This window comes from Oceanicaulis sp., from assembly GCF_051859625.1.
Taxonomy (GTDB): Bacteria; Pseudomonadota; Alphaproteobacteria; order Caulobacterales; family Maricaulaceae; genus Oceanicaulis.
Window position 1 is genome coordinate 1304226 of the sequence record NZ_JBHYFH010000001.1, and the last position, 15712, is coordinate 1319937.

16 protein-coding genes are annotated in these 15712 nt (G+C 60.5%); 11 read left to right on the top strand and 5 right to left on the bottom strand.

What is annotated here, in order from left to right; translation table 11 throughout:
• Window positions 1–4 precede the first annotated feature (4 nt).
• Complete coding sequence (locus ACTIGF_RS06310; RefSeq protein WP_439636052.1) at window positions 5–838, bottom strand: pyruvate, water dikinase regulatory protein; 834 nt, start codon at window positions 836–838, stop codon at window positions 5–7.
• Between the two features lie 492 nt (window positions 839–1330).
• Here ACTIGF_RS06310 and hemE point away from each other — a divergent pair, with 492 nt between their 5' ends.
• The 5 genes from hemE (at window position 1331) to ACTIGF_RS06335 (ending at window position 6235) form a co-directional block, all read left to right on the top strand.
• Window positions 1331–2368, top strand: coding sequence for a uroporphyrinogen decarboxylase (hemE, locus tag ACTIGF_RS06315; RefSeq protein ID WP_439636053.1), 1038 nt, complete (start codon window positions 1331–1333; stop codon window positions 2366–2368).
• Window positions 2369–2407: 39 nt separating this feature from the next.
• Window positions 2408–3466: a ferrochelatase gene (hemH, locus tag ACTIGF_RS06320; RefSeq protein WP_439636054.1), complete on the top strand. Its 1059-nt coding sequence runs from the start codon at window positions 2408–2410 to the stop codon at window positions 3464–3466.
• Complete coding sequence (gene hemJ, locus ACTIGF_RS06325) at window positions 3466–3918, top strand: protoporphyrinogen oxidase HemJ (RefSeq protein ID WP_439636055.1); 453 nt, start codon at window positions 3466–3468, stop codon at window positions 3916–3918. Before hemH ends, hemJ begins: the two co-directional genes overlap by 1 nt.
• A 296-nt stretch (window positions 3919–4214) precedes the next feature.
• Entirely contained in the window at window positions 4215–5471 is a 1257-nt protein-coding gene (gene rho / locus ACTIGF_RS06330; protein WP_028284616.1) for a transcription termination factor Rho, read from the top strand.
• Window positions 5472–5593: 122 nt separating this feature from the next.
• Complete coding sequence (locus ACTIGF_RS06335; protein WP_439636056.1) at window positions 5594–6235, top strand: glutathione S-transferase family protein; 642 nt, start codon at window positions 5594–5596, stop codon at window positions 6233–6235.
• A gap of 59 nt (window positions 6236–6294) precedes the next feature.
• On the opposite strand, the gene ACTIGF_RS06340 is transcribed toward ACTIGF_RS06335, so the two are convergent.
• Both ACTIGF_RS06340 and ACTIGF_RS06345 read right to left on the bottom strand, forming a co-directional pair.
• Window positions 6295–7254: a glycerophosphodiester phosphodiesterase family protein gene (locus tag ACTIGF_RS06340; RefSeq protein ID WP_439636057.1), complete on the bottom strand. Its 960-nt coding sequence runs from the start codon at window positions 7252–7254 to the stop codon at window positions 6295–6297.
• Window positions 7255–7264: 10 nt separating this feature from the next.
• Complete coding sequence (locus ACTIGF_RS06345) at window positions 7265–7945, bottom strand: dienelactone hydrolase family protein (protein ID WP_439636058.1); 681 nt, start codon at window positions 7943–7945, stop codon at window positions 7265–7267.
• Window positions 7946–8069: 124 nt separating this feature from the next.
• Here ACTIGF_RS06345 and ACTIGF_RS06350 point away from each other — a divergent pair, with 124 nt between their 5' ends.
• The 6 genes from ACTIGF_RS06350 (at window position 8070) to ACTIGF_RS06375 (ending at window position 14056) form a co-directional block, all read left to right on the top strand.
• Window positions 8070–8321 carry a DUF6489 family protein gene (locus ACTIGF_RS06350; RefSeq protein WP_439636059.1) on the top strand — a complete coding sequence of 84 codons (252 nt, stop codon included), beginning with the start codon at window positions 8070–8072 and terminating at the stop codon, window positions 8319–8321.
• Between the two features lie 8 nt (window positions 8322–8329).
• Entirely contained in the window at window positions 8330–9661 is a 1332-nt protein-coding gene (gene mnmE, locus ACTIGF_RS06355; RefSeq protein ID WP_439636060.1) for a tRNA uridine-5-carboxymethylaminomethyl(34) synthesis GTPase MnmE, read from the top strand.
• 109 nt (window positions 9662–9770) lie between these two features.
• Entirely contained in the window at window positions 9771–11663 is a 1893-nt protein-coding gene (mnmG, locus tag ACTIGF_RS06360; protein WP_439636061.1) for a tRNA uridine-5-carboxymethylaminomethyl(34) synthesis enzyme MnmG, read from the top strand.
• A complete protein-coding gene (locus tag ACTIGF_RS06365) occupies window positions 11660–12298 on the top strand; it encodes a 16S rRNA (guanine(527)-N(7))-methyltransferase RsmG (protein ID WP_439636062.1) in 639 nt (212 codons plus the stop codon). The genes mnmG and ACTIGF_RS06365 overlap by 4 nt, the downstream gene beginning before the upstream one ends.
• Window positions 12291–13127, top strand: a complete 837-nt coding sequence (locus ACTIGF_RS06370; RefSeq protein WP_107711998.1) for a ParA family protein — start codon at window positions 12291–12293, stop codon at window positions 13125–13127. The genes ACTIGF_RS06365 and ACTIGF_RS06370 overlap by 8 nt, the downstream gene beginning before the upstream one ends.
• The gene (locus ACTIGF_RS06375) at window positions 13124–14056 is read left to right on the top strand and encodes a ParB/RepB/Spo0J family partition protein (protein ID WP_439636063.1); all 933 of its coding nucleotides are present in this window, start codon (window positions 13124–13126) and stop codon (window positions 14054–14056) included. Before ACTIGF_RS06370 ends, ACTIGF_RS06375 begins: the two co-directional genes overlap by 4 nt.
• Window positions 14057–14164: 108 nt before the next feature.
• Here the strand turns inward: ACTIGF_RS06375 and holA are convergent, their stop codons facing one another.
• Both holA and lptE read right to left on the bottom strand, forming a co-directional pair.
• Window positions 14165–15211, bottom strand: a complete 1047-nt coding sequence (gene holA, locus ACTIGF_RS06380; RefSeq protein WP_439636064.1) for a DNA polymerase III subunit delta — start codon at window positions 15209–15211, stop codon at window positions 14165–14167.
• A complete protein-coding gene (gene lptE / locus ACTIGF_RS06385) occupies window positions 15208–15711 on the bottom strand; it encodes an LPS assembly lipoprotein LptE (protein WP_439636065.1) in 504 nt (167 codons plus the stop codon). Before lptE ends, holA begins: the two co-directional genes overlap by 4 nt.
• Window position 15712 lies beyond the last annotated feature (1 nt).

Consider the following 15712-nt stretch of genomic DNA (forward strand, 5'->3'; position numbering starts at 1 on the left):
GGCCTCAGAATTTGGCTTTATGGTCGTTGAGAAGGTTTAAGACCTTCGCAGCGGTTTCTTCGATCGAGCGGCGGGTGACGTCAATCGACGGCCAGTTATAGCGCGCAAACAAGCGCTTGGCGTGAATGACCTCTTCTTTCACCGTCTCCTCGTCCACATAGTCGGTGGAACGGTCTTCCTTCAGATTCAGCAATCGGTTGCGGCGGATCTGAATGATGCGCTCAGGCGAGGCGGTGAGGCCCACGATCAGCGGTTTCTTCAGCCGGTACAGGATTTCTGGCAAAGGGGCGCCCGGCACCAGCGGGATATTGGCGGTGCGTATGCCCCGATGACCCAGATAAATGCTGGTAGGGGTTTTCGAGGTGCGAGACACCCCCAGCAGGATAACGTCGGCGCTGGCCAGATCATCGCCCTGACCATCGTCATGAGCCATGGAATAATTCATCGCCTCGATCCGGCGATAGTAATCCGCATCCAGAACCCGCTGGGCGCCCGCCTTGCCCTGAACCGGCGCGCCCAGATAGCTCGACATGGTCGCCTGGATCGGATCGAGCACCGCCAGCGCCGGCATGCCCAGGGATGCGCAGGCGTCTTCCAGATCCCGCCGCAGATCAGCGTTCACCAGGGTGAACATGACAATGCCCGGAAACGCCTGAATATGCTCCAGCGCCCGCTCCAGTTGCCGCGGCGAACGCACAAGGGCGAACAAATGCTCGATGGGCCGCACATTCTGGAACTGCGCCACAGATGCGCGCATGACCTCCATCAGGGTTTCCCCTGTAGAATCGGAAATCATATGAACGTGGAAATAGATTCCGATATCGCCGGACCGGGCCATGTGCGGCTCCTCAACAGACTTCATCCCCCATCGGTAGCTTGATGCGGGCAGGCTGTGAATAACCCTGTCTGCTTGTCCACGGCTTCAAGGCGTTTGGGGACAAGACAGGGCGCATTCCTTAACGGCGCCCAATTGGCGCCCAATCATTCACAGCTGAGCATAAACAGATCAAACAGGCGCTGCGATCTGTCGATAATTACCTGAGTCCGAGATCAGGGTTTTCACCCCTCCGCCCTCACACATTCGCATAGGGCAATGTTAACCAAGGTAAAAAATGCGTTAACGTCTCATTTTGATACGAAAGTCTGACCGTGGATGACCGCCGCCCACACCCTGTGGAAAGCTGGCGCCAGCGGTGAAGCGTCGCACTTATCCACGTTATGGGCGCCTCTACTATCACCCCCTCTTTTAATTCAATTTAAAAGAAAGGTATGACCGGGTCTGACCTGACCGGGGATAAGTCTCAAACCTCGGCGCTGAAGAGAGCTATCGATGACTGACAAGAACCAGCCTTTCCTGCGCGCCCTGGCCGGCGAAACCGTCTCTCCCCCACCGATCTGGCTGATGCGACAAGCAGGACGGTATCTGCCTGAATATCGTGAAGTCCGAGCCGGACAACCTGATTTCATCAATTTCTGTCTGAACCCGGACGCCGCCGCTGAAGTCACCTTGCAGCCCATTCGCCGTTACGGCTTTGACGCCTCCATCGTGTTCGCAGACATTTTGCTGATCCCATACGGACTGGGCCAGAAAGTCTGGTTTGAAAAAGGCGAAGGTCCGAAACTGGAACCGCTGGCGCTTGAAGATATCGGTTCGCTGTCTGTCGAAAGAGCGACCGAGGTTCTCAGCCCCGTCAGCGAGACCATCCGAAAAGTTCGCGCGGGCCTGCCTGACACCTGCTCGCTGATCGGCTTCGCCGGATCGCCCTGGACGGTGGCCACCTATATGATCGAGGGCGGCGGTTCAAAGGACCGGTTCAAGGCCCGTACCCTCGCCTGGAGCCAGCCCGCCGCGTTTGACGCCTTGATGGATCTTTTGGCGGAAGCGAGCGCGCAGTATCTCAAGGCGCAGGCGGATGCGGGCGCAAATGCGCTTAAGCTGTTTGATTCCTGGGCGGAGGGCCTGCCTGATCCCCTGTTTGACCGGGTGATCATAAGGCCGACCAAGCTGATCATTGATCGTCTGCGTGAGATGGGCGTGGATCTGCCGGTGATCGGTTTTCCGCGTGGCGCGGGTCCGCAAGCGATCCGATATGCGCGTGAAACCGGGGTGCAATGCCTGGCCCTTGATCATGGCGTGGATACGGGCTGGGCGCGTGAGGCGTTCCCGAAGGACCTCGTCTTGCAAGGCCAGCTGGACCCGGCGGTGCTGCGCGCAGGCGGCGCCATGCTGGATTCAGAGATTGATCGCCTCCTTTCCGCATGGTCGGGTCGGCCCTATGTGTTCAATCTCGGACACGGCATTCATCTCGACACGCCGCCTGAAAACGTCACCCGGCTGATTGAGCGGGTGCGGAGTTTCAAGGCCTAAGTCATTTTGGCGGCGTTGATTTCAGACAGGAGTAAGGTCATGGCGCGGCGTATTGCAGTGGTGCTGTTCAATCTGGGCGGCCCGGACAAGCCCGAGAATGTGCGGCCGTTCCTGCGCAATCTGTTCCGGGATCCCGCGATCATCGGCGCGCCTGGCCTGATCCGAGAAGCCTTGGCCTGGTTCATCTCCACGACCCGAACCAAGGAAGCGACGGAAAACTACGCCAAGATGGGCGGCGGATCGCCCATCGTGCCTGAAAGCCAGAAACAGGCGACCGCCCTGACCGCCGCTCTGCAAGAGCAATTGGGGGAAGGCGATGAGGTGCGCTGTTTCCTCTCCATGCGCTATTGGCATCCCTTTGTTGCGGAATCGGTTGAGGCGGTGAAAGCCTATGAGCCTGATGAAATTGTTCTTTTGCCGCTCTATCCGCAGTTTTCCACGACGACGACCGGCTCATCGCTGAAAGCGTGGAAGGATGCGGGGGGGCCTGAGGCGCGGGCGATCTGCTGTTATCCTGAAGAAGCGGATTTCATCACCGCCCACGCCAAGCTGATCGAAGAGGCCTGGGACAAAGCCGGCAAGCCAGACGATACGCGGGTGCTGTATTCGGCGCATGGCCTGCCGGAGACCATCATCAAGAAGGGCGACAGCTATCAATGGCAGGTCGAGCAGACCGTGGCCCAGGTGAATGCACGCCTGCCTGAACACCTGCAAAACCACGAGATCTGTTTTCAGTCCCGCGTCGGACCGCTGAAATGGATCGGGCCGTCCACCGAAGAAGCGATCGAACGCGCCTGCCAGGATGAAAAACACATTCTTCTGACCCCGATCGCCTTTGTATCCGAGCATATCGAGACCTTGGTCGAGCTTGATGAAGAATACGCCGAGCTTGCCGAAGAGCATGGCGCCCGCGGTTATGACCGGGTGCCGGCGCTGGGGGATCAGCCTGATTTCATTGCAGCGCTGGCCAGGATCACGGTAGAAGCGCTTGAGGGTGGAAACGGTCTCAAACCGCCTCAGGGCAAACCGATCTGTCCGGGCAAATTCGGACGCTGCCCGTGTCTTGAAGCGGGTCTGAAACAAGGTGATGCGGCGTAATGGATTTTATTCTTCCAGGCTCCACCGGCTATCTGGTGATCAAGGCGCTGCATATCATTGCAGTGATCTTCTGGATGGCGGGCATGCTCTATCTGCCGCGCCTGTTCGTCTATCACCATCAGGCTCAGACCGCGGGGGAGCTGGAAGGCGCGCTCTTGGTTCAGGAGCGTAACCTTCTGAAGATTATCCTCAATCCGGCGTTGATTGCGGTCTGGGTGCTGGCGATTGTCATGATCGCAGCCAATCCGGGCCTGTTCAGCCAGGGCTGGTTTCATTTCAAGCTGTTGCTCGTTGTGTTGATGTCCGGCATTCACGGGTTTTATGCGGCGAGCGCCAAGAAATTCGCCAAGGGAGAGCGGCCACGCTCTGAAAAATTCTGGCGGATCATGAATGAAGGCCCGGCGATCCTCGTGATCATCATTGTGCTTCTGGCCGTCGTGAAGCCGTTCTGAGCCTGAAAAATCATTGACGTTCGACCTGGTTCGTGGCAGGGAAAGGTGACTCCTTAACAGGATCCCTCCTTTTGGCTTCGGGCCGCGCCAGCATTATCGTCTGGACAGCGCTTGAGCCGACTACCCATTTCCATAGTCGATCTGCGCCGACACCGGCGCTGTTCGTCGTCTGGTGTTTCGCAAGACCCTTGCAGTGTCAGGTCTTGTGAGCCGAGCTGTCTGAGAAACCCATGACCGATACGCCTGAAACCGAGCCGCAGGACGGCAGCGACGCCGTGTCCCATTCGACCCGGCGCATGTCGCTTCAGGAATTGAAGGAAAAGTCGCCCGCCGAACTGGTGGAGTTGGCTGAAAGCCTTGATATCGAAAACGCCTCCGCCCTGCGCAAGCAAGGCATGATGTTCGCCATTCTCAAGGCGCTGGCTGATGAAGGCGCGGAGATTTCCGGCGGCGGCACGCTGGAAGTGCTGCAGGACGGTTTCGGCTTCCTGCGCGCGCCGGAATCCAATTATCTGCCGGGCCCTGACGACATTTATGTCTCTCCCAGCCAGATCCGCCGCTTCGGCCTGCGCACAGGCGATACGGTGGAAGGTGAGATCCGGGCGCCGCGCGATAATGAGCGGTATTTCGCCTTGCTGAAGGTCTCTTCGATCAATTTCGAGGAGCCGGAGAAATCCCGTCACAAGGTTCACTTTGATAACCTGACCCCGCTCTATCCTGATGAGCGGTTCAACATGGAAATCCAGGACCCGACCAAGAAAGACCGCTCGGGTCGTGTGATCGACATCGTGTCTCCGCTGGGCAAGGGCCAGCGCGCCCTGATCGTGGCGCCGCCGCGCACCGGTAAGACGATGCTGATGCAGAACGTCGCTCACGCCATCGAGACCAACCATCCTGAATGCTATCTGATGGTGCTGCTGATCGACGAGCGCCCTGAAGAAGTGACCGATATGCAGCGCACCGTGAAGGGCGAGGTCGTGGCCTCGACCTTTGACGAGCCGGCGACGCGTCACGTTCAGGTGGCCGAAATGGTCATCGAGAAGGCCAAGCGCCTGGTCGAGCACAAGCGTGACGTGGTCATCCTGCTTGATTCCATCACCCGTCTGGGCCGCGCCTACAACACTGTGGTGCCGAGCTCCGGCAAGGTGCTGACGGGCGGTGTGGACGCCAACGCCCTGCAACGCCCCAAGCGCTTCTTCGGCGCGGCGCGAAACATTGAAGAGGGCGGCAGCCTGACCATCATCTCAACCGCGCTGATCGACACCGGCTCGCGTATGGACGAGGTGATCTTTGAAGAGTTCAAAGGCACCGGCAACTCCGAGATCATTCTGGACCGGAAAGTCGCCGACAAGCGCGTCTTCCCCGCCATCGACATCCTCAAGTCGGGCACGCGGAAAGAAGAGCTTCTGGTGCCCAAGCAGGATCTGCAGAAAACCTATGTGCTGCGCCGGATCCTCAATCCGATGGGCACCCAGGATGCGATCGAGTTCCTCTTGTCAAAGCTCAAGGAAACCAAGAGCAACGAAGAGTTCTACGATTCCATGAACACCTGATAATTCAAGGTGTTGTTTGTTCCAACGGCCGCCCTTCGGGGCGGCCGTTTGCGTTTGGTGCTAGCGTTTGGATGATGGGATATGGGATAATGCTTAAAAGCTAAAGTATCGGGGAGAAACCCATGTCTGAACCCAATATCACCCTTTATCATGCGCCCATGTCACGCTCCGTGCGCGTCCGTTGGTGTCTTGAGGAGATGGGCTTGCCGCACACGCTGGTCAATCTTGGTCCCATCACCGCAAACGAGCGCGGGAATATGGGCGGGGCAGCCTTCAAGGCGATCAATCCAATGCAGAAGATTCCCGCCATGACGGATGGTGATCGCGTGATGCTGGAATCGGTCGCCATGGTGGAATATCTCGTCACCAAATACGGGCCGACCGAGCTGGCCGTGACGCCTGACGAGCCTGACTATGACCGGTATCTGGAATGGATGCATTTCAGCGAGGGCACCATGTCCATGGCGGTCAATCTGACACTCGCGCATACGACGCTCCTGCCGGAAGACCAGCGTAATCCGGCGCTCGCCAAATGGGCGCGTCAGGAACTCGACAAACAGCTCAAGCTGATCGCTGAGCGCGGTCTGGCTGACGGCCGGGAGTATCTGGCCGCTGAACGCTTCACGGCTGCCGACATCGCCTTGGGCTATCTGTTCTACTTGCTGAAGATCGTGAAGCAGTTTGAGGGCGCGCCGGAAACGATCACAGCCTATTTTGATCGCTTGCGGTCCCGTCCCGCCTGGCAGCGCGCCAGCGCGGATTGATCATGAAAAAAGCCGGCGAGTGATCTCGCCGGCTTTTCTCTGTTCAGACAGGTCTGAGCCTAGCCCTGAGCCGCCGGGCAGGCTTCAAGCAGGGCCCGGGATGCGTCATAGGCGTCGAGCGCCGCCGCGGCCGCCGGCACATCATCCACCGAGATCACTTCCGCGCCGTTTTGGCTGAGCAGCTGATAGTCCACCGTGCCGTTCCTCTCGCCGCCGAAATCGCCAAAGCTGGTTTCGAGGCCGAGATTGGCGAGGACGGCGTCCCAGTCAGGATTTCCGGTTCCGATGCCTAGCCAGATTGTGGTCAGGCTGAAATCCACGCCGCCCTGATTGAGACGTTCGAGATCGTCTGCATCACGGGCGCCGACGGACAGGGTGACCTCAGGGAGCAGACCGGCGAGACGGATCGCATCCTCGATCGAATAGGTGATCACCACGGAGCGATCGACGGCGTTTGCTGAGACCAAAGTTTCGCTGATCTCTTCAAAGCTGGTGTCCTTGAGGTCGACCTGGGCGAAGCCGCGGCCGTCCAGAAAGCTGAGCGCATCGGTGAAAGTGGGCACGCCCTCGTCCAGAACCTGACCGTCCACATCGACGAGTCGCAGCTCGGAAATCTCGGCATAGGTCATTTCGCTGACTGCGCCGGTTCCGTTGGTGGTTCGATCCACCGTGTCGTCATGCATCAGGACCAATACGCCGTCCGCCGTTTTGGCCACGTCCATTTCCATGAACAGAGCGCCGTCATCGAGCGAGGCCTGCATGGCGCCGATGGAGTTTTCCGCGGCGCCCGGACGATCGCCCGTGCGGTGCGCCTGGAGCAAGGTGACGCCTTGCTCGCGGGCGCAATCGAGATAGGCCGGCAAGTCCACGCCGGTCAGCCATAGATCCGCTGCTGCAGTGTCAGCCGGGGTCGCGCTGAGCTCTGACGGGGTCGCCGGTTCGGCGGATTGCTCTGGCGCTGGCGCTTGCGCAGAACAGGCGGCGAGGGCGAACAGGCTGACGCCTAGGAGAAAGCGCATGGAGGTAATCCTATTTCAGGTTATCATTCAAGAAGTTGATTGTTCTTGCATTGGCAAGATTCGCATCTTCGGCGTGATAATGAGCGCCGCCGGGTCGGGCGAAGGCGTGATCACGCTCTGCATAATGATGAATCGTGACAAGTTCGTGGTCTGACAGCGCGTCCATGATCTGGGTCTGCGCTTCGGGCGGCACGAACTCGTCCTGACCCGCGATGTGCAGCATGAGCGGATGAGAGATCGAGGACGCCTCTGAGAGCAGGTTCTGGATGTTGACCCCGTAATAGCCCACGCACGCATCCGCATTTGTGCGGCAGGCGGTGAGATAGGCCAGCTGGCCGCCCAGGCAGTACCCGACCGCGCCGACCTTGGGGGCGCCTGATTGACGAGTTTGAGCGAAGGTGGCGGCGACATCGCGGATTCCGGCGTCCACATCGAATTTGCCGAAGAGATCAAACGCCTGCTTCCACTCGTCCTCGGTTTTGTCCGTGATCTGAATACCAGGTTCGATCCGCCAGAACAGGTCGGGGCAGATCGCCGTGAAGCCCTGTGCGGCGTAGTCGTCGCACAGCTCGCGCATGACGGCGTTCACGCCGAAGATTTCCTGCAAAACGATCAGGGCGGGACCTTCGCCGGTTTGATAGGCGGAAAAGTCGCCGTCGGGGCCATGAATGGTGATGTTTGATCCTGCCATGAGACGAGTCTCCTTGCATGTTGAGCGGGTGCGGCAGCCTGGCTTTGTCATGTGCCGCAGGGAGGCGTACAGTGAGGCGATGAATTCTTCGCCCGCTGCGCGGCGAGACTGAGGCGAGGCCCCCATGAAGGTCAACATCAATATCGAATGCACTCCGGAAGAGGCGCGGGCCTTTATGGGCCTGCCTGATGTCACGGGGCTCAACGCTCAGCTTGTCGAAGAGATGAGCAAGCGCATGTCCGCCAATATGGACGCCATGGAGCCTGACGCCCTGATGCGCTCGTGGATGACCATGGGCGGGGAGTGGCAGAAGCAGATGATGGGTCTGATGAGCCAGGCTGCAAGCGGCCGGACTTCAGGATCTGACAAGAGCTGACCCCCTTCATGACCGAGACGATTTTTGCACTGGCCAGCGGGCCGGGTCGATCTGGCGTGGCGGTGATCCGCCTCAGCGGGACCCGGACGGGCGAGATTCTGGACGCTGTCGCCGGCCTGCCGCGGCCCAAGCCGCGTCTGGCCGCCTTGCGTGCGTTCCGATCCGATAGCGGCGCGGTCATCGACCAGGGTTTGGCGCTGTGGTTTGAAGGGCCGGCGAGCTTCACCGGTGAAGATTGCGCCGAGTTTCATGTCCATGGCGGGTCAGCGGTTATTGAGGCGCTGGCGTCTCGCCTGACACAACTGGGAGCCCGACACGCTGAGGCGGGGGAGTTCACACGCCGGGCATTTCAGAATGGCAAGATGGATCTGACCGAGGCCGAAGGCCTTGCTGACCTGATTGATGCAGAAACTGAAGGTCAGCGTGAACAAGCGCTCTCACAAATGACCGGCGCGCTGCGCAGCCTGTATGAAGACTGGCGCGAACAATTGATCTCGGTGCTCGCCGCCATCGAGGGCGAGGTGGATTTCCCCGATGAAGAGGATGTGCCGGACACCTTGTCTGATACGGCCGGTCCTCCGCTTGAGGCGCTCAGCCAGGCTTTGGCCCAGCATCTGGATGACGGCCGTCGCGGCGAACGGGTGCGTGAGGGGTTCTCCATCGCGCTGATCGGCGAACCGAATGCAGGCAAGTCCACCTTGCTGAATGCCCTGGCGCGTCGAGATGCGGCCATCGTCACCGATATTCCAGGAACTACGCGCGATGTCGTTGAAGTGCGTCTGGTTCTGGGCGGGTTTCCGGTGATCATCGCAGATACGGCGGGTTTGAGAGACGCGGCCGATCAGGTGGAGGCGGAGGGCGTCATACGCGCGCTCAAACGGGCGGAAAGCGCGGACTTGCGGTTGGGCGTCGTCGATGTTTCACGTGAAACATTTCCCGACAAGCTTCTGGAAACACTGCGCCCCAACGATGCTCTGATCCTCAACAAGATGGATCAGGGACAGACGCTTCATCTATCAGATGAGCTGGGTATGACCCGGTTCAAGTTGTGTGCGAAGTCGGGTGAGGGATTGCCAGCCCTGGAAGGCTGGTTGGAGCGTTTGGTGGTCGAGCGATTGAGCCGCCGGGAGGCGCCAGCCTTGTCTCGCGCCCGCCATCGTCAGGCGGTGGAGCGAGCGCTTGACCATCTGAACGCGGCCCGGGGCCAGTTATCACGGGCGCCGGAGCTTGCGGCCAGCGATGTGCATCTGGCGATCCGGGCGCTGGAAAGCCTGACGGGACGGATCGACGTGGAGGACGTGCTCGATCGGGTGTTCAGCCAGTTCTGCATTGGCAAATAGGCGCCATTTTCAGGCCTTGAAAATCTGACATCATCTCGACTCCTTACCCCCGGCGCCCTATGTAAGCGGCCCGGCGCGACGCAGAGACCCCGCGCCTGAGAGTTGACCCATGAGACTTGATCAGACCCAAGCCCAGGCGCAGCCCTGGGACGTGATTGTTATCGGCGGCGGCCATGCGGGCTGTGAAGCGGCCAGCGCCTCGGCGCGTCTGGGCGCCCGCACGCTTTTGTTGACCCACAAGGCGTCGACCATTGGCGAGATGTCGTGCAACCCGGCCATTGGCGGGTTGGGCAAAGGGCATCTGGTGCGCGAAGTGGATGCGCTGGATGGCGTGATGGGCCGTGTGGCGGATGCGTCCGGCATTCAGTTCCGCCTTCTCAATCGCTCCAAAGGCCCGGCGGTGCGTGGGCCTCGCACCCAGTCTGATCGCAAACTTTACCGCGAAGCCATGCAGGCCGCGCTCGCTTCGCAGTCAGACCTCTCCATCGTCGAGGCGGCGGCGGAAGACCTGATCATCGAGAACGGGCAATGCTGCGGTGTGATCGACGGGGAAGGGCGCGCCTATCGCGCGGGCGCAGTGGTTCTGACCACGGGCACCTTCCTGAAAGGCGTCATCCATCGCGGACATGAGCGCATCCCGGCGGGCCGACACGGTGAAGCGCCCGCCAATGGCCTGTCTGAAACGCTCTATGGTCTGGGCTTGCGGCTTGGTCGATTGAAGACGGGCACGCCCGCGCGTCTGGATGGTTCGACCATCAACTGGTCGGCGCTTGAGATGCAGGCGGCGGACGACACCCCCGTGCCGTTCTCTTTCCTGACCGATGCGATCACCGTGCCGCAGATTGCGTGCGGCATCACGCGCACTACCGAAGAGACCCATAAGATCATTGCTGACAATCTTGATCAGTCAGCGGTCTATGGCGGGGCGATCTCGGGACGGGGGCCGCGCTATTGCCCCTCGATTGAGGACAAGGTCGTACGTTTCGCCGATCGCAGCCAGCACCAGATCTTCCTTGAGCCCGAAGGCCTCGACGACGACACCGTCTATCCCAACGGCATTTCCACCTCGCTTCCCGATGCGGTCCAGGACGCTTTCCTGCGCACCATTCCGGGGCTCGAACAGGTCAAGGTGCGCCGATACGGCTATGCGATCGAATACGATTATGTGGATCCGCGCGAACTGAGCGCGACGCTGGAGATCAAGGCCATGCCGGGCCTGTTCCTGGCAGGCCAGATCAATGGCACCACGGGATATGAAGAAGCGGCGGCTCAAGGCTTGATGGCGGGCTTTAACGCCGCGCTGAAAGTCTCAGGATCGCAACCCTTCATTCTTGATCGTTCAGAGGCCTATATCGGCGTGATGATCGATGATCTGATCACACGCGGCGTCACCGAGCCTTATCGCATGTTCACGTCGCGGGCCGAATACCGTTTGACCTTGCGCGCGGACAACGCCGACCAGCGCCTGACCGACAAGGCGATTGCCTTGGGCGCTGCGAGTGTTTCACGTGAAACATCCTGGCTGCAGCGTCAGGCCGATCTGGTTCAGGCACGGAAGATGGCGACGGATCTCACCCTGACGCCGGCGGAAGCCAAACGTCATGGCATCAAGGTCAATGAGGACGGCAAACGGCGCTCCGTCATGGAATTGCTGAGCTATCCCGATATTGGCTGGAATGACATGACGGCGATCTGGCCTGAACTCGCTAAGATCAAGCCGCGTGTGGCCGAACAGATCGAGATCGACGCCGTCTATCATGGCTATCTCGAGCGTCAGCAATTGGACATCCTCGCGTTCCAGCGTGATGAAGGCGTCCGTATCCCGACCGGCTTTGATTATTCGGACGTGGGCGGGCTTTCCAATGAGGTGCGAGAAAAGCTGATTGCAGCGACGCCTGCCACGCTAGGTCAGGCGGCCCGGATTGAAGGCGTTACGCCAGGCGCCCTGACGGCGCTCCTGGCGCATCTGAAACGCCGGACGGCGGGAGCGCAGTCCGCATGATCGAGATGAACTACGGCCCGGAGCAGTTTCAGGCCGAAACCGGTGTTTCACGTGAAACACTGGAACGGTTTGAGACCTGGCGGCGGCTGTTGGAAGAGACCAGCGCCCATACCAATCTGGTGGGGCGGGGCACTCTGGCCGAATTCTGGCATCGTCATGCGCTGGATAGCTGGCAGGTTCTGGAGCTGATGCCCAAGGCCGCCCGTTGGGCGGATCTGGGGGCCGGGGCGGGCTTTCCCGGTCTCGCCATCGCCTTTGGATTGATGGAGCGTGGCGTTGAAGCTGGGCATGTGCTGATGGTGGATTCCGTCGCCAAGAAAATGGCGTTCGTGAACCAGGTCATCCGGGAAACCAAAGCCCCCGCGATTGCGCGTGCAGATCGCGTGGAATCGATCCATCCTGTCCCTGAGATGGATGTTGTGACCGCCCGCGCCATGGCGCCTTTGGGCAAATTGCTCGGCTACGTCCATCCTTTTGTGGAAAAAGGGGCTGTAGCCCTGCTTCCGAAGGGCGCACGGTATAATGAGGAATTGACCGAGGCGCGGAAAAGCTGGACTTTCGAGGCAGAGGTCTTGCCGAGCCGTACATCGCCCGAGGCCGCTATTCTTAAAATCAGGGGACTTGCTCGTGTCTGAAGACTCTCGCACCGCGCCGCCCAAGGTTATCGCTGTCGCGAACCAGAAAGGGGGCGTTGGCAAGACCACGACCGCCATCAATCTGGCCACGGCTCTGGCCGCCATCGGTCAACGCGTTGTCGTTCTCGATCTCGATCCGCAGGGTAACGCGTCTACCGGTCTGGGTGTGTCACGCGCAGACCGACGAGCGACCTCCTATGATGTGCTGGTTGATGAGCGTCCGCTCCAAGATGCCTTGATCGACACGGATGTGCCGGGCCTGGCGATCATCCCGTCTGATGAGAATTTGTCGGGCGCCGAGCTCGAGCTGTCGGATGCGCCGCGCCGGTCTTATCGTCTTCGTCACGCCATTGATCGCTTCCGCCGGACGCTGTCGGGCATGGGCGAGCATTGCGATTACATCCTGATCGACTGCCCGCCGTCGCTGAACCTGCTGACGGTGAACGCCATGACGGCGGCGGATTCCGTTCTGGTGCCGCTGCAAACAGAATTCTTTGCGCTGGAAGGTCTGACCCAGCTGATGCGGACGATTGATCTTGTTCGCGGCAACTTGAATAAAACCTTGGAAATTCAAGGTGTTGTTCTGACCATGTATGACCGCCGCAATAACCTCTCATCCCAGGTGGCCGCAGATGTGCGCGAGCATTTCGGCGACAAGGTCTACAAGACGGTCATACCGCGCAATGTGCGTGTGTCCGAGGCGCCGAGCTTTGGCAAACCCGTCTTGCTTTATGATCTCGAATGCGCCGGGGCGCAGGCGTATCTCAAACTGGCCAGTGAAGTCGTCAAGCAGGAGCGGCGCGCAGCTGACGCGCTGACCCCGGCATGAGTGCAGACGAACGCAAGCCGAGCCGCGGTCTGGGCCGAGGCCTTTCCGCTTTGCTGGGCGAAGGGGAAGAGGCGGACGCTATCCGCGCGGATACCGCTAACGCCAAGCGCAACAGCTCAAGCCGGGACGGCGTCCAGATCTTGCCCGTGGAATTGGTTCAGCCCAATCCTGACCAGCCGCGCAAGACCTTCACCGAAGCCGATCTGGCCGAACTGAGTGAGTCCATCGCCACGAAAGGCCTGCTCCAGCCCATTTTGGTGCGGCCGATGTCTGGTGAGACCGAGCGCTACCAGATTGTCGCCGGCGAACGCCGCTGGCGAGCCGCCCAGCGGGCGCAGCTGCATGAAGTCCCGTGTCTGGTTCGTGAGCTAACCGATCGCGAAACCTTGGAAATCGCGATCGTCGAGAATGTCCAGCGCGCGGATCTCAACCCGGTCGAAGAAGCGCGCGCCTTCCGTCAACTGGTGGAGACTTTCGGTCATACTCAGGAAGACGTCGCGAAGGCGGTCGGCAAGTCGCGCGCTCATGTGGCGAATACCTTGCGGCTTCTGGCGATGCCCAAAGCGGTGCTTGCGCATCTGGAGGCAGGCAGTCTGACCGCCGGCCATGCCCGCGCCATCGCGACCGCGCCGAACCCCGAAGCGTTGGCGGAACAGATTATCCGTGACGGCCTGTCAGTGCGCGCTGCGGAAGCTCTGGCGCGGAACGCCTCAGGCCAGGCGCCGGAGCGCAAGTCGGCGTCCAGCGGGTCCCAGCCCAAAGATGCGGATACGCGGGCGCTCGAAGCGGATCTCTCCAGCCGGCTTGGCCTGGCGGTCGAGATCAAGGCGAAGGGCGAGCATGGCGAGCTGCGTGTCCGCTTTTCCAGCCTTGAGCAACTTGATGATGTGTGTCGTCGGCTCAGCCAGACCGGATCAGGCGCCTATTAGCGCGAAAATCTGTTTCGCTGAGAGAGCGTGATGCGTAGACAGATACGTCTGTTTCAATTTCAGGCGCTCTCAGCGAAATTTTTCTATAAGTATCTGAAATAAAATCACTTATCGACGCGCATTTGCGGCGGCGCGAGACAGGCGCAAAATCAGATCCCCCACAATGGCCTCGGCTGGGGCGCCAGAGCGTTTGACGGCGCGTTCGGCGTCAAAGGCATATTTGCGCGCCTGGTCCAGGCGCCGTCCGGTCCACAGTCGCGCCGACCGTTTGAACTGATCGGCGGGGGGGCCGAAGCGTGGGGCGCCGGCGCGCGCCAAGGCGCCCGCATCGCCGCCGCCGGTGTGGAAGGTGTCAAACTGGTCGATGCGGCGTTGCAGGCCCCGGAGCACGCCGACCGGGTTCAGACCGGCGGAAAGCCCTCGGGCATAGGCGGCGTCCGCCGCTCGCACATCACCGCCGAGCGCTGGATCCAGAATCTGGTCCATGGCGGCTTCTGAGCCGACGGCCGAGATATCAGCGATGTCCTGCCGGGTGATCTGAGCGGCGTCGCCGCCGCGTTGCGTTGCGAGACCCTTATAGAGGATGAGCTTTTCAATCTCGCTGCGCGCCAGAGCGCGATCGCCTTCAAGGAAGGGCGCCAGCATGGCCCGCGCGTCCGGATCCAGGGACAGGTTTTCCGCGCGAAACATCTCTTCGGCCAGACCGATCAGGTCTCTTGCATTATCGGCATAGCAGGGCGCGGCGAGGCTGCGCTTGCCGTCTTCAGCGGCCTTGCGGAGCTTTGATGTTTTCCTGAGATCGCCTGATTCAATCACCAAAGTGGCTTCTGAGGGCGTAACGCCGTCATCGACTTCAGTTAAAAGGCGAGCGATCGGGGCTGAATCGCCAGACAGGCGCAAGCGCACCAGGCGCGGATCCCCGGTCATCGACAGCGCGGCGAGCGCATCTGCGAGGGCAGCGGGATCGGCTTTCACGTCATCATCGGTGAGGCGGGTCACCGCAAACGGATCGTCGGGATCCTTCACCAGCGCTTTTGAGAGGGTGTCGGCGCGCTCACGCACCATGCCCAGATCCGGCCCATAAATCAGATAGATCGTATACGAGCCGTCAGGCTGGGACAGCGCCCGGTCCGCATCGCGGGGTTTGAGCTTCACCGGCGCTCAATCGCCTCGCGCTGACGCAGCGCAACGGCGATCTCCTGCACCAGACGTTCCGCCATGGCCTCAGAAGCCTGCTCTTCGGCGTTTGAAGCGCCGGATACGAGCGAATAGGGATCAGAGCTCGCATCAAACAGGGATTCTTCGCGCAAGCGGCCTTCAGCGATCACAGCCCCGCTGGCGTCGGTCAGCGTATAATCGGTTGTGATCACAAGAGCGTATTGTCGCGCGATGCCTGTGGCGCTGAGTCCGAGCGAATTTTGCGTCGTCTCATTGGACAGCGTCAGATGATAGGGGCTGCGTCCATCGCCCAGAAAATCACGCAGCGCATCATCAATCAGATAGTCTACGCGCTCCTGCCCGCGGCTGACTTGCAGCCCGGGCAATTGGCTGAACCCAGCTCCGCCATAAAGCGGTTTGAACCCGCAGGCGGACAGGCCGATCAGAGTGATCACCAGAACGCCGGTGCGGAGCAGGGAGGAGCGCAAGGACAGCATC